General features: G+C 71.6%; 13 protein-coding genes. 5 read left to right on the forward strand and 8 right to left on the reverse strand.

Annotated features, from left to right (window positions below):
• The first annotated feature begins 19 nt into the window (after positions 1–19).
• Complete coding sequence (locus IL992_RS21490) at positions 20–1,411, forward strand: aminotransferase-like domain-containing protein (RefSeq protein ID WP_193205155.1); 1,392 nt, start codon at positions 20–22, stop codon at positions 1,409–1,411.
• Between the two features lie 71 nt (positions 1,412–1,482).
• Here the strand turns inward: IL992_RS21490 and IL992_RS21495 are convergent, their stop codons facing one another.
• From IL992_RS21495 to IL992_RS21525, 7 genes are all read right to left on the reverse strand, one after another.
• Positions 1,483–2,241, reverse strand: coding sequence for an SIS domain-containing protein (locus IL992_RS21495; RefSeq protein ID WP_319018714.1), 759 nt, complete (start codon positions 2,239–2,241; stop codon positions 1,483–1,485).
• Positions 2,242–2,252: 11 nt separating this feature from the next.
• Positions 2,253–2,996 carry a GntR family transcriptional regulator gene (locus IL992_RS21500; protein WP_193205157.1) on the reverse strand — a complete coding sequence of 248 codons (744 nt, stop codon included), beginning with the start codon at positions 2,994–2,996 and terminating at the stop codon, positions 2,253–2,255.
• Positions 2,990–3,820: an ROK family protein gene (locus tag IL992_RS21505; protein ID WP_193205158.1), complete on the reverse strand. Its 831-nt coding sequence runs from the start codon at positions 3,818–3,820 to the stop codon at positions 2,990–2,992. The genes IL992_RS21500 and IL992_RS21505 overlap by 7 nt, the downstream gene beginning before the upstream one ends.
• Positions 3,817–4,641 carry a carbohydrate ABC transporter permease gene (locus IL992_RS21510; protein WP_193205159.1) on the reverse strand — a complete coding sequence of 275 codons (825 nt, stop codon included), beginning with the start codon at positions 4,639–4,641 and terminating at the stop codon, positions 3,817–3,819. The genes IL992_RS21505 and IL992_RS21510 overlap by 4 nt, the downstream gene beginning before the upstream one ends.
• Positions 4,638–5,585 (reverse strand): carbohydrate ABC transporter permease, encoded by a 948-nt coding sequence (locus IL992_RS21515; protein WP_193205160.1) that lies wholly within the window; start codon positions 5,583–5,585, stop codon positions 4,638–4,640. The genes IL992_RS21510 and IL992_RS21515 overlap by 4 nt, the downstream gene beginning before the upstream one ends.
• Positions 5,582–6,901, reverse strand: a complete 1,320-nt coding sequence (locus IL992_RS21520) for an extracellular solute-binding protein (RefSeq protein WP_226873507.1) — start codon at positions 6,899–6,901, stop codon at positions 5,582–5,584. The genes IL992_RS21515 and IL992_RS21520 overlap by 4 nt, the downstream gene beginning before the upstream one ends.
• Positions 6,902–7,045: 144 nt before the next feature.
• Positions 7,046–7,546: an IclR family transcriptional regulator gene (locus IL992_RS21525; RefSeq protein WP_226873508.1), complete on the reverse strand. Its 501-nt coding sequence runs from the start codon at positions 7,544–7,546 to the stop codon at positions 7,046–7,048.
• Here IL992_RS21525 and IL992_RS21530 point away from each other — a divergent pair.
• The 4 genes from IL992_RS21530 to IL992_RS21550 all read left to right on the forward strand — a co-directional run bounded on the left by IL992_RS21530 (position 7,511) and on the right by IL992_RS21550 (position 11,736).
• The gene (locus IL992_RS21530; protein WP_226873509.1) at positions 7,511–7,876 is read left to right on the forward strand and encodes a hypothetical protein; all 366 of its coding nucleotides are present in this window, start codon (positions 7,511–7,513) and stop codon (positions 7,874–7,876) included. The two genes, IL992_RS21525 and IL992_RS21530, sit on opposite strands and share 36 nt — an antisense overlap.
• Positions 7,873–8,967, forward strand: coding sequence for an acetaldehyde dehydrogenase (acetylating) (locus IL992_RS49265; protein WP_449843669.1), 1,095 nt, complete (start codon positions 7,873–7,875; stop codon positions 8,965–8,967). Before IL992_RS21530 ends, IL992_RS49265 begins: the two co-directional genes overlap by 4 nt.
• A 101-nt stretch (positions 8,968–9,068) precedes the next feature.
• Positions 9,069–10,724 carry a class I adenylate-forming enzyme family protein gene (locus IL992_RS21545; protein ID WP_226873510.1) on the forward strand — a complete coding sequence of 552 codons (1,656 nt, stop codon included), beginning with the start codon at positions 9,069–9,071 and terminating at the stop codon, positions 10,722–10,724.
• 94 nt (positions 10,725–10,818) lie between these two features.
• A complete protein-coding gene (locus IL992_RS21550; RefSeq protein WP_226873511.1) occupies positions 10,819–11,736 on the forward strand; it encodes a DMT family transporter in 918 nt (305 codons plus the stop codon).
• A gap of 52 nt (positions 11,737–11,788) precedes the next feature.
• Here the strand turns inward: IL992_RS21550 and IL992_RS21555 are convergent, their stop codons facing one another.
• Positions 11,789–13,414: a beta-1,3-glucanase family protein gene (locus IL992_RS21555; RefSeq protein ID WP_193205161.1), complete on the reverse strand. Its 1,626-nt coding sequence runs from the start codon at positions 13,412–13,414 to the stop codon at positions 11,789–11,791.
• Between the last annotated feature and the right edge of the window lies 1 nt (position 13,415).

Genomic DNA, 13,415 nt, shown 5'->3' on the forward strand with positions numbered 1-13,415 from the left:
AATCACGCAGAATTGGTCCATGGCACGTGCGGAACATGTCGACAGTGCCGCGTTGGCCCGCTTGATCGGGGGGTGGCGGGCGGAGGACGTGCCGCTGCCGCAGGCGCTCGCCGGCGCGCTCGCCGAGCTGATCGCCGGCAACGTGCTGGTCGACGGGGCCGCCCTCCCGCCGCAGCGCGCGCTGGCCGCCGCGCTGGGGGTGTCCCGCGGGACCGTCGCCGAGGCGTACGCGGAGCTGGCCGCGCGGGGACGGCTGACGTCCCGGCAGGGGTCGGGGTCGCGCATCCGGCGCGGCCGGAGCGCGGGAGGCGATCATGTCGTCGAGGGACGACTGGCGTCCTTCGGCCGCACCCGCCGCCCCGTCGAGCTGGACCTCTCCAGCGGCGCCCTGCCCGCCCTGTCGCTGGTGCGGGACGTCGTCTCGGCGGTCGACCTGGGCGAGCTCGACGTCTACCTCGCGGATGACGGCTACTACGCGGCGGGGCTGCCTCGGCTTCGCGCGATCGTGGCCGAGCAGTACACCACGCAGGGGCTGCCGACCGAGCCGGAGCAGATCCTCGTCACGTCCGGCTCCCAGCAGGCCGTCTGGCTGTGCGCGTCGTCCCTGGTCGCGCCGGGAGACGAGGTCCTGGTCGAGGAGCCGAGCTACCGAGGCGCGATCGAGGCGTTCCGTACGGCCGGGGCGCGGCTGACGGGGGTGCCCGTACGGCGGGACGGCCTCGATCTCGACCACCTCGAACGGGTCGCGCATCGGGCCGCCGTCCTCTACTGCCAGCCCGCGGCGCACAATCCCACCGGGACCAGCTGGCCGGCGGCGAGCAGGGAGCGGTTCAGCGAGATCGCCGGCAGGCACGACATGCTGACGATCGAGGATCGATCCTGCGCCGACCTCGTCCTCGACGACCGCGGGGTCCGGCCCCCGCTGCCCGACCCGGCCAATCCCGGCTCGGTGATCCGCATCGGCACCGCGTCCAAGCTGCTCTGGGGCGGGCTGCGGGTCGGGTGGATCCGCGCGGAGCGGCCGATGATCGTGCGGTTGACGCAGGCCAAGGCGGCACTGGACCTGGCCGCTCCGGTGATCGACCAGATGGTGACCGCCGAGCTCCTGACGCAGGCCGATCGGGCCCGGCAGGAGCGCACCGCGCGCCTGCGGGCCCACCTCGCCGAGGCGGCGGCGGTCCTGGCGCAGCGGCGCCCGGAGTGGCGGTGGACGCCGCCGCACGGCGGCACGGCGCTGTGGATCGACACCGGAGCCGACGCCGTCGCCCTGGCCGAACGGGCACGGAGGAGGGGTGTGCTGGTCACCGCGGGCCCGGCCTTCTCCCCCGCGAACGCGCAGCGCTCCCGGCTGCGGCTGCCGTTCTGGAGACCCGCGGAGCAGTTCGCGCACGCGGTCGAGCTCCTCGAGTGACACGCTGATCTCCCCTGGAGTGCCTGATCACCGGCTACGGCGATCAGGCCCTCGGTCGTCCGGCCCTCATCTCACCGCCGGTCGCGCGCCGCGGCGGCGTGCAGGCGGCGCCGGTGGTCGGCGAACACCTCGTCGTTCGACGAGACGGTGGCCCCGGGCACCGTCGGGGAGACGAACGTCGGCACCACGACGCCCCGCCCCGCGAGCACGGCGGCCGTACGGGTGACGATCTCGTGGCTGACCACGCTGGCCACCACCGTCGAGGCGCCCCCTACCGGACGGTCCCAGCCGTCCACCTCGATGACGGCGTCCTGCACCGGCACGCCGGTGTCGATCGTGACGTCGCAGATCTCCGCGATCCGCCGGCCGCTGGAGTGCTCGGCCGGGCGTTCGAGGTTGGCCACCGAGGTGACCGCGACGGTGAACAGGCCGCGCTCGGCGCCGTACATGGCCGCCTCGACGGGCGCCGCGTTCCTGCCGCCGTGGCTGTAGACCACCATGACGTCGCCGGGGGCAAGCGGCTCGTGGTCCAGGTACTGCTTGATGTACCCCTCGGTGCGCTCCAGCCAGAGCAGCTCGCGCACGCCGCCCGGCCCCAGCACGTTGTGCCACATCAGCCGGGGGTCGGTGAGCGGGTGGATGCCCGCGAAACTGCCGTACCTGGGGAAGGCGTCCAGGGTGGGGATCACCGAGTGGCCGCTGCCGAACAGGTGGATCAGGCCGCCGTTCTCGATGGCGTCCGCGCAGCGCTCGGCCACGGTCGCCAGCGCCTCCTCCTGGGTGGAGGCGAGCCGGTCAAGGATGGTCATCAGGGTTCGGGTGTAACTCACGGGCGTTCCTTTCATGGGGTCCGCAACGCCAGTCGCACGCGGTACCGGTCACCGCGCATGACGCTGCGTACGTGTTCGAAGGGACCATGGGCGTCGAAGGTGAGGCGTTCGACGTAGAACGCGTGGGCGCCCGCGGCCACTCCGAGGGTCGTGGCGTCCTCGTCGAGCACGCCGCCGACCGTGAAGGTCTCGACGGCCTCGCGCGGGACCAGCCCGTAGCGCTCGTTGAGGGTCTGGTAGAGCGACCGGTCGGTGAAGTCGAGGTCGGCGAGGCCGGGGAACCGGTCGAGCGGGAGCAGCGCGGTCTGCACTCCCACGGGCCGGGAGCCGTCGGTCCTGAGCCTGCGCAGCCGCAGCATCCGGGCGTCGGCCGGCAGCTGCATCTCGGGGGGAAGGTCCTCCTCGCCCGCCGTGACGACCGTCTGGCCGAGGACCCGCGAGCCCGCGCTGTGGCCGAGCTGCGCGAGCTCGGCGGTGAAGGAGGTGACCCACCGCGCGCCGGCGGTCAGGCTCGTGTCGCGGACGAAGGTGCCCCGGCCCTGTTCCCTGACCAGCACCCCGCGGTCGACCAGCCGGGCCACCGCCTGCCGGACCGTGACGCGGCTGACTCCGTACGCCTTGCCCAGCTCCTCCTCGGTCGGCAGCCGCTGGCCGGGCACCCACTCGCCGGCGTCGACGCGTTGCTGCAGGCTCCGCTCGACCTGCAGGTAGAGAGGGACTCCCGAGGTGGGGTCCAGCCCCTTGACGATCACCATTCCTCCGTTCTGGCAATGAGGAGTGCTCCCACGACGCCCGCCCGGGATCCCAGGGCGGCAGGCCGCACCGGCACCCGGCGGCCGTCGGGTGAGGCGAACCTCGCGACGTGCCGCCGCAGCGGAGGGCCGAGGACGTCCATCGCGTCGGCCAGCCCGCCGCCGATGAGAATGATCTCGGGATCGATCGTGCTGGCGACCGCCGCGACTCCCCTGGCGAGGCGGGCGGCGTACGCGTCGAGCGCGGCACTCGCCCGCTCGTCCCCCTCGCGGGCCGCCGCCACCAGGGCGGGACCGTCGCGCAGCGACGAGCCGGAGGCGGCCTGCTCGAACGGGCCGTGGACGGCGTCGTCCGGCGCGTCGGCCGGCAACCAGCCCCACGATCCGGCGCTGCCGTGGACGCCGCGCCAGATCCGGCCGTCGATCAGGAGGGCGCCGCCGATGCCGGTCCCGACGGCCAGCAGCACGGCGGACCTGACCCCCTTGGCCGCGCCCTCCGCGGCCTCGGCGAGCAGGGTGAGGTGGCCGTCCAGTCCGAGCCGCACCGGCGCGCCGAGGCGGGCCTCCAGGTCCTCCCGCAGCGGCCGGCCCTCCAGCCACGGCAGCGCGGGGACGAACAGCGGCCGGTTCTCGCCGGAGGTCCCCGGCAGGCCGACCCCGACTCCCGCCGGTCGTACGATGCCCGCGCAGAGCCCGGCCACCTGGGTGAGGAAGGCGTCGTAGGAGCCGGCCACCGGAGCCGTGACGGGCTCGCCGCGCCCGTCCGGCGTCTCGGCCAGAACCCGTACGGAGGTGCCGCCGACGTCGATGCCGATGAACGTCGTCATCCCTTCACCCCGGTCCGGGAGATGCTCTGCACGAACACGCGCTGGGCGAGCAGGAACACCACGATCGTGGGCACGCTGGCGATCAGCGCTCCGGCCATGACCACGTTCTGGTACTGCACGCTCGTGCTGTAGGACAGCAGGCGGCTCAGCGCGAGGACGACGGGGAACTTGTCGTCCGACTGCAGGATCGACAGCGGCCACAGGAAGTTGTTCCAGTAGAAGACGAAGGCGAAGATCGCGAGGCTGACCAGCGCGGGACGCAGCAACGGCGTGACGATCTGCCAGACGATGCGCGCCTCCGAGGCGCCGTCCAGCCGGGCGGCCTCGATCAGCTCCTCGGGGACGTCCGCGATGAACTGCCGCATCAGGAAGATGCCGAAGGCGTTCGCCAGCCAGGGCAGCATCACGCCCAGGTAGGAGTCGGCCAGGCCCATCGTGGAGACCAGCCAGTACAACGGCACCAGGGTCACGATCGGCGGCAGGAACATCGTGGCGACGACCGACCAGAAGAGCAGGTCGCGGCCCCGGAAGCGGTACTTCGCGAACACGAAGCCGGCCATGACGCTGGTCACCAGGACCGACAGCGTGGAGACCCCGGCGATCAGGACGCTGTTGACGAAGGCGCTGCCGAAGGGGACGGCCTGGAAGACCTCGCCGAACGCGGAGAGCGTCACGTGGGACGGGAACCAGGTCGGCGGCGCCTTCTGCAGTTCCTCCGGGCCCTTCAGAGCCGAGATCACCATCCAGTAGAGGGGGAACAGCGGCACCAGGATGACCAGCCCGAGTGCGAGAGCCGTGCCCGCGCGTGCCGTCCGCCTCATGACCGTCCCTCCGGCGCCGACCGCCGGCGCATGGCGGCGAGGACGACCCCCGCGACGGCCACCAGCACGATCAGCAGGCTGAAGGCCATCGCGCTCGCCTGGCCCGCCATCCCGTTCTGGAACGCCGCCCGCTGGATCGCGTACGACAAGACCGTGGTGCTCTCGGCCGGCCCGCCCTGGGTGAGGATGTAGACGGGGTCGAAGACCTGGATCGCGTTGATCGCGGCGATCAGCACGATGAAGGTCGTCGTACGGCGGATCAGGGGCAGCGTGACGCTGAACGTCTGCCGCCAGAAGCCGGCGCCGTCGATGCGGGCCGCCTCGTACACGTCGTCGGGGATCTGGGTGAGCCCCGCGACGACCAGGATCGTGTAGTAACCGGTCATCTGCCAGACGTGGAAGACGACCAGGGAGAACAGCGCCGTCTGGGGGTCGCTCAGCCAGGCGGGCGAGTCGAGCCCGACGGCGCCGAGCGCCTGGGAGATCGGGCCGTAGTCAGGCGCGTAGAGCGCTCCCCAGACGATCGCGATGGCCACCGTGGGGATCACGTAGGTCGAGAACAGCGCGGCCCGCGCCGCCGCCTTGCCCGCGATCTTCGGGAAGTAGAGCAGCATCCCGAGCGCCAGGGCCAGGGGAACCGCCGTCACCAGGACGAGCACGACGTATACCAAGGTGTTCCCGAGCGCGTTCAGGAAGTCGTCACTGTGCAGCAGGTCCGTGTAGTTGCCCAGGCCTCGCCACGTCATCTGCGACAGCGGCGTGTACATCGACCAGTCGTGCAGGCTGATCCAGAACGTCAGGGCGATCGGCACGGCGACGAACAGGACGATGACCGCCAGCGCCGGCGAGAGGAAGGCGATCGCCGCCCCCCGCCTGGCGGACCCCCGAGCCCGGGCCCGCCATCCGGTGGCACGGATGGCGGTGCGGGACGCCTGGACCGTCATGCGCCGGCCTTGGCGAGGATGTCGGTGACCTCCTTCTGCGCCGCGGTCATCGCCTGCTGCGCGGTCTCCTTGCCGAACACGACGTTCTCGATGTGCTTCTGCACGGCCTGGCTCATGGCCTCGCCGCCGAGCACCGTCGGGAAGGGCTTCGCGTTCGGCAACTCGGCCACGTACGCCGCGATGAACGGGTCGGACAGGTCGGCCTTGTGCGCCGTGAGGTCGCCGGTCCTGCTGGGCAGGATGCCCATCGACATCAGGATGTCGCCCATCGCGGACGATCCGCCCTTGCCGCTCTCGGGTCCGTTGAGGAACCGGAGGAACTTCCACGCCGCGTCCTGCTTTTCCGGCGAGGCCTTGCCGTTCACCATCGTCAGCCAGGAGTAGGACACGCCCGCCGACGCCGTGCCGCCCGGGCCGACCGGCACCGGCGCCACGCCGACGTCGGAGTACCGATCGCCCATCGCCTGCTTGAGCGCGCTCTGCCACCAGTTCGCCATGATGATCATGCCGGTCTTCCCGTTGACGAAGTTGTCGAGGTACGGCCCGGTCGTGTTGGCGTTGGCGCTGCTCATGGACGGCTGGGTGGCCCCGCTCTTGACGAGGTCCGCGTAGAGCTGCGCGGCGGCCACGACCTTCGGGTCGTCCAGCTTGGGAGTGCTGCCGTCGAGCAGTTGCCCGCCGTTGGAGTTCACCAGCGACAGCCAGGGGTGGACGGCGCCGGAGGCCCAGCTCGTGATCACGCCGAAGCCCTGTTGTGTCACCTTGGCGCCGTCGCGCTTGGTCAGCTTGGCGGCGTCGGCCACCAGCTCGTCCCAGGTCTTGGGCGGCTCGGTGATACCCGCCTCGGCGAACAGCTTCTTGTTGTAGTTGAGCGCGTAGAGGTCGACCTCGTTCGGGTAGCCGCGTACCTGTCCCTGCTTGGTGACGTCGTCGACCGTGTTGCCCGGCCAGCCGGCCTTGACGTCCGCGGCCACGCCCGCGGGGGCGGGAGCGGCGAGACCGTCCCGCACCAGTTCGGGGAGCCAGAGGTCGTAGATGCCCGCGATGGTGGGACCGTTGGGGCTCGCGCCCTGTGTCCTCAGCGTGCTGAGCAGATTGGCGAAGGGAACCGCCCGGATGTCGACGTTGACATCGGGGTTCTTGGTATGGAACGCGGCGGCCGCGGCCTTGAGCGCCGTCACCTGCTCGGGTCCCCAGTGGGTAAGGAATGAAATCGTCCGCGGGCCGCCGGCCGCTCCGGAATCACCTGAGCCGCCGCATCCGGCGAGCGCGAGCGCCAGCACGGCACCTAGTGAGATCGCTCCGACAGTTCTCAAGGGGGTCGCCTCCTCCCCGCTGTACGCCGCCGCCGACCGGGCGTCGTTACATCGTTAGGTTGTTATAACGAATTTTGACCAAGAGGGGAAGATCGGGCGGTGACTTAATGCGGGTTTTGTGATCGCGCCCTCTGAGGCGCCGCTTCAGCGGAGGAGATCGCGCCGGCTCAGCGTGCTGCCGAGCGCGGCCGCCGCCGCACGCACCGCCGTCACATGTCCTTCGGGCCGGAACCTGTGCCTCGGGCCGGCCACGCTGATCGCGGCGAGCGGATCGTCGCCGCGCCCCAGCACCGGCGCGGCGACACACACGAGCCCGACGACCGACTCCTCCTGCTCGAACGCCACGCCGGTCTCGGTGACGCGCTGCAACTGGCGCCGGAGGATGCCAGGCGCGACAACGGTGTGCGGCGTGCGCCGCTCGAGCGGCCCGGCCAGCACCTCGCGCCGCAGGTCGGCGTCGGCGTACGCGAGCAGGGCCTTGCCGATCGCGGTGCAGTGCAGCGGCATCCGCCCGCCTGTCCGCGAGGGCGCCTTGGCTTGGCGGTGGCCACCGATCCTGGCGACGTAGACGACGTCGTGACCCTCCCGCACTCCGGGGTGGACGGTCTCATGGGTGCGTTCGTAAAGGTCCTGAAGGAACGGCATCGCCACCTCGAGCAGGCTGCGCTCCAGCGAGACCAGCCCGACCTCGGCGTCCTTTTCGACGACATGGCGTACGCGGACGGGGACGCGATCCCGGTCGGGCGGGTCCGCCAGCCGCGGGTCGAGGCGGAGATCGCGTTCGTGCTCCGTTCCGACGTGGCCGACGGCCCGCTCGACGCCCCGCAGGTCCGGGACGCGATCGAGTACGGCGTCGCCGCGCTCGAGATCTGCGGCAGCCGGATCGCCGAATGGGACATCGCCTTCACCGTCGCCGCCACCCTGTCCGGCCTCGGCACGGTGACGGTCCGCTTCGTCGAAGGAGCAGCACCATGAGCAAGACGAAGGTCGCGATCATCGGATCGGGCAACATCGGCACCGACCTGATGATCAAAGTGATGCGCGGGGCGCACCACCTCGAGATGGGCGCCATGGTCGGCATCGACCCCGAGTCGGACGGCCTGGCCCGCGCCGCCCGGTTCGGCGTCCGGACGACGCACGAGGGCGTCAACGGGCTGATCGCGCTGCCGGACTTCGACGAGATCGGGATCGTCTTCGACGCGACCTCGGCCAAGGCGCACGAGGTGAACGTTGCGAAGCTGACCCCGCTCGGGAAGCGGCTGATCGACCTGACCCCGGCGGCGATCGGGCCCTACGTCATCCCTGCCGTCAGTCTCGACGAGCACCTCGACGCGCCCGACGTCAACATGGTCACCTGCGGCGGCCAGGCGACGATCCCGATCGTCGCTGCCGTCGGCCGTGTGGTGCCGGTCGCGTTCGCCGAGATCGTCACGTCGATCGCGTCGAAGTCGGCCGGTCCGGGCACCCGCGCCAACATCGATGAGTTCACCGAGACCACCTCGGCCGCCATCGAGCAGGTCGGCGGCGCGCGCCGCGGCAAGGCGATCACCATCCTCAATCCCGCCGAACCACCGATGATCATGCGGGACGCTGTGCCAGGCGCGTTCGGACGCCGCGCTCACCCGCCCGGACCACCTGCGCAACTACGTGGACGGTCTGCCGAAGGGCGCTCCGCTGCCGAAGTGGGTCAAGCCGGAGCTGCTCCCGGCGATCCAGGTGCCGACCCTGCTCATCCACGGCCGCGACGACCGCGTCGTCTCGTTCGAAACCTCGCTGTACCTGCTGGCGAACATCCCGAACAGCCGGCTGGTGTTGCTCAACCGCTGCGGGCATTGGGCGATGATCGAGCATGCCGGCGAGTTCAACCGGCTGGTCTCCGACTTCATCGCGAACAACTGACCCGGCGGTTCAGGCCCATTCGGTCGCCGAGCACGGCGGTGAGGGCGATCCCCGCTTCGCCGTGCTCCGCGGCGCCCCTCGTGCATGCGAAGGCGCCGTCGACACCAGGAACGGAAACCGACCTCACCACGCTGTTCTTCAAGGGGTTCGCCTCGCCGTCCCGGTGACCGGGAGTGCCGGCATCCCGCGCCCGGCCTTTGCCGACAATTTCGGCCACGGACGGACTCCGGCTCGCGGCGCATCCCGGTATGAAGGGGAACTGATAGGCATGTCGACAGATCCGAGGCTCGCGGCGGCGGCGGTGATGGCCGGGCTCACCGGCCCCGGCGGAGCGTTCGAGCTCACCGAGGAGGAGGTCCTCGGCGCGCGCATGACAGTCTTCAAGAACCGGCGTCACAACCTCGGAGAGGTGCTCGCCGCCTCGGCCGCGTACGGCGACCGCGACTACATCGTGACGGCGGACGAGCGGCTGAGCTTCGCCGAGCACGCGCGCCAGGTGGCCGCGCTCGCCGCCGCGCTGCGCGAGGAGCACGGCGTGCGCCCCGGCGACCGCGTCGCGATCAACGCGGCGAACTACCCGGGCTGGATCGTCTCGTTCTGGGCGTCGGTGGCCGCCGGCGCCATCGCGGTCGCGTACAACGCGTGGTGGTCACGCGGGGAGGTCGAGTACGCCCTCGGGCACACGGAGCCGAAGGTGCTGATCGCGGACGCCAAACGGGCCGCGCTCGCCCCCGCGGGAACAACGGTCCTGACCCTCGAGGAGGACCTCCCCCGGCTGATCGAGCGGCACGCGGGCGCTCCGCTGGCCCCGCACGCCGCCGCCGAGGACGACCCTGCCGTGATCATCTACACCAGCGGCACCTCGGGCCGTCCCAAGGGCGCGGTCCACACGCACCGCAACCTCACCTCCGTGGTCGAATACCACCGGATGAACGACGCGCTGGCCCAGGCGTTCGGCGACCCGGCGAACCCGGCGGACCGGCGCTACCTGCTGGCGCTGCCGCTGTTCCACATCGCGAGCCTGCACAATCTCGCGGTGCCCCGCCTCGCGACCGGCAGCGCCGTCGTGATGCACCTGGGCGCCTTCGACGTGGACCGCGTGCTGCGGCTCGTCGAGCGGGAGCGGGTCACCAACTGGGGCGCGGTGCCGACGATGGCCAACCGGCTGATCGAGCACGGCGACCTGTCGGGCTACGACCTGTCGTCGCTGACCGCCTTCGCGCTGGCCTCGGCGCCGTCCTCCCCCGCGTTCAAACAGCGGCTGCGCGAGGCGTTCCCGGTCGCCCGGCAGTCCCTGGTAGACAGCTACGGCCTGACCGAGTCGTCCACCGCGATCGCCGTCGCCACCCCGGCCGACCTGGAGGAGGCCCCGGGGACGCTGGGCCGCCCGATCACCGCCGTACGCCTGGAGATCCGCGACCCCGAGGGCAAGCCGCTGCCGGAGGGCGAGGAGGGCGAGGTCTGCGTCCGCAGCCCGTACAACATGCTCGGCTACTGGCGGGACCCGCAGGCGACCGCGCAGGCCATACGGGAGGATCGGTGGCTGCACACCGGTGACATCGGGGTGATCGAGAACGGGCGGCTGCGCCTGAGCACCCGCCGCTCCGACCTGATCATCCGGGGCGGGGAGAACGTCTACCCCGCCGAGATCGAGAACGCGCTGGCCGAGCACCCGGCAGTGGTGGAGTGCGTCGTGCTCGGCGCCCCGCACCCCGACCTCGGCCAGGAGGTCGTCGCCGTGGTCGTCACAGCGGCCGGGCAGGACGTGAGCGAGGACGACCTGCGGGCGCACCTGCGCGACCGTCTCGCCTACTTCAAGGTGCCGTCGCGGTGGCGGATCACGACCGAGGCGCTGCCGCGCAACGCCACCGGCAAGGTGATCCGCCAGGAGGTCAAGCGCGAACTCGGCATCGCCGACTCCTGAGACGCCTGCACGCGGTTCGTCATGAGGCGTGGTTCCGGCACCCCGGGGTAGGCGGGACCGATCACACCGGACCACCGGAAGCCGGGGGACGCCCATGACACGTGTGAGCGAGAGCCGGACCGCGGATGTGATCGGCCCGGCCGCGGGTCACCCGTCCGTGTCGATGGCGCTGGGGGCGCTGTTCGTGTCGGCCTCGGCGGTGCTCATCCACCTGTCGGGCACCTCACCGGGGACCGCCTCGTTCTACCGCTGCCTGCTGGCCCTTCCCGCGCTGGTTCCGCTCGCGCTGCTGGAACGCCGGCGCGAGGGCGCGGTGGCGGCGCGCCGGCGGGCCGTCACCCTCGCCGCGGGCGCCCTGTTCGCCGGCGACATGCTGCTGTGGACGGCGGCGATCGCCGAGGTCGGCGCCGGGCTGTCCACCGTTCTCGTCAACGTCCAGGTGGTGATGGTGCCGCTGCTCGCCCTGCTGGTGGACCGCGAGCCGCCGCCCCTCCGCTTCTTCGTGTCCCTGCCCTTCCTCCTGCTCGGCGTGGTCCTGGCGAGCGGGGTGACCGAGGGCGGCGCCGGCGGGAGCCGGCCGCTGCTCGGGACCGTCCACGCCGTGCTGGCGGCCGTGTGCTATTCGGGCTTCCTGTTCCTGCTCCGGCGAGAAGGGCAGCGCGGGCAGGCGGTGCAGTCCTACCTGTGGGTGACCGTCGCCGCCGCCGTCACCTCGCTGGCCGCGGGCGCCCTCTGGCAGGGCGTCGACCTGGCTCCCGGCTGGACTGCCGTCGGCTGGCTCGCCCTCGTCGCGATCTTCGGACAGGTGCTCGGCTGGCTCCTCGTCGCCGTCGCCGCGCCCCGTCTCGCCAGCCATGTCGGGGCGATCCTGCTGCTGCTCACGCCCGTCGGGGCCCTCGTCCTCGGCTGGGCCGTCCTCGGCGAGCACCCCTCTCCCCTCCAACTGGCGGGCTGCGCCGTGATCCTCGCGAGCGGCACGCTCGTCACCACTCGTTCGGCCCGCGACTCCTGAGGCGGGGTGATCCGGCCCGGCGGAGCGCCCTCGCACCGCCGGGCCGGACTGCTCACTGGACGACGAAGCGCTGTGCGGCGGTGCCGTTGCAGTCGTAGATCTGCAGGCGGGTGCCGTTCCCGGTGGCGCCGCCGGGGGCGTCGATGCACCGGCCGGACTGGGGGTTCTGGATCGACCCGTCGGACAGCCGCACCCAGTTCTGCGCGCCCGTGTTGTTGCAGTCGTACAGCTGCAACGGGGTGCCGTTGGCGGTGCCGCCCGACTGAACGTCGAGGCAGCGGCCGAGGGTGCGCACGGTCTGCCCGCTCCAGGTCCAGAGCTGGTCCTTCGCGTAGGACTGGCAGTCCCACAGTTGCACCGGCGCGCCGTTGCCGCCCGTGTCGTCGCCCGCGACGTCGACGCACTTGCCGCCCGGGCCGATGATCGCCCGGCCGGAGGTCGTGCCGCCGGTGCCGAAGCTCCCGATCGTCATCCCGGCCGACGACGGGTTGGGCTGGTCGATCGTGGGGGCGAACCCGCCGACGTCGTCGTAGGAGAAGCCGTAGGCCAGGCCGTTCAGCGAGTTGGCGTGGATCGTCTTGCTGAACAGGTTCGACGCGGACTGCCCATAGAACTTCGTCGCGTCCGTCGTCGGCTGGGTGTCGTACATGACCCGGCCGGCCGTCGACAGCGTCGCGCGGTTGAGCGCGGCGCACACCCGCGCGCCGACCGCGAGGATGGCCGCCTGGTCGGGCTGGTTCGGCGGTTGCATGCCGCCGGAGCACGCGAAGACGTCGCTCGTGGCCGGTCTGGTGAGCGTGCCGATGACGGCGCCGGACGCGTTCCTGAACGTCCAGTTCGTGCCGCTGGTGGTGCCGGTGAAGGTGCCCAGCGACGTCTGCACGGTCAACGGGTGCGTGGCGTAGTAGGACCACACCCCGCTCACGTAGGAGTCGAGGTAGGTCGAGGGAAACTGGCCCTTGGCGATGGCGTGCGCGGGCGCGAGCACGCGCAGCGGAAGGCCGTCGGAGGCGCGCGTCGTCGTCAGGCCCGACCATGGCGACCCCAGCCCGGCGAACGCGTTGAGGATGCCGGTGCGGTTGCCGGGGATGCCCTGCGTCTGGGTGTTGCCGGAGGCGTCGGTGACGCTGACCGTCATCGGGATGCCGAACATGTCGACCGTGGTCGAGTTGATGAAGATGCCCGTGCCGCCGTTGCTCGTCCGCGCGAACTCCGTCCAGTCGTAGAGGATGGCGGCGTTGGGGTCGCTGTCGACCCAGGGCGCCGGCTCGACCAGTCCGTTCGTGGTCAGGAAGAACCGCAGCTTCGCGCCCATCGAGAGGTAGACGCGGCCGCCGGACAGGTTCGGCGCCAGTGTGACGGTCGTGCTGGCGCCGTTGCCCGGCCCGGGGATCGAGATGTCGGGCGCCGGGACGGGCCCGTTGGGGATCGACGAGGGGAAGCTCCACGGGCGCCACGTCCCCGAGGCGTCCACGTATCCCTGCTGGCCGGTCGCCGCGTTGCGGGCGACGATGTAGACGTACGTCGCGTCGCTACGGCCGGAGTTGTTGGTGATCTTGAAAGGCAACTGGGCGACGGCGGCGTCCGCCGCCTGCTGCCCCACGGCGAGGACGACCGCCTGGGCCAGCAACACGACGGCGAACAGAGCCCGCCGCCATCGCCGGAACGACACGTGCATC

The sequence above is a fragment of the Microbispora sitophila genome (genome assembly GCF_014892245.1).
Classification (GTDB): Bacteria; Actinomycetota; Actinomycetes; order Streptosporangiales; family Streptosporangiaceae; genus Microbispora; species Microbispora siamensis.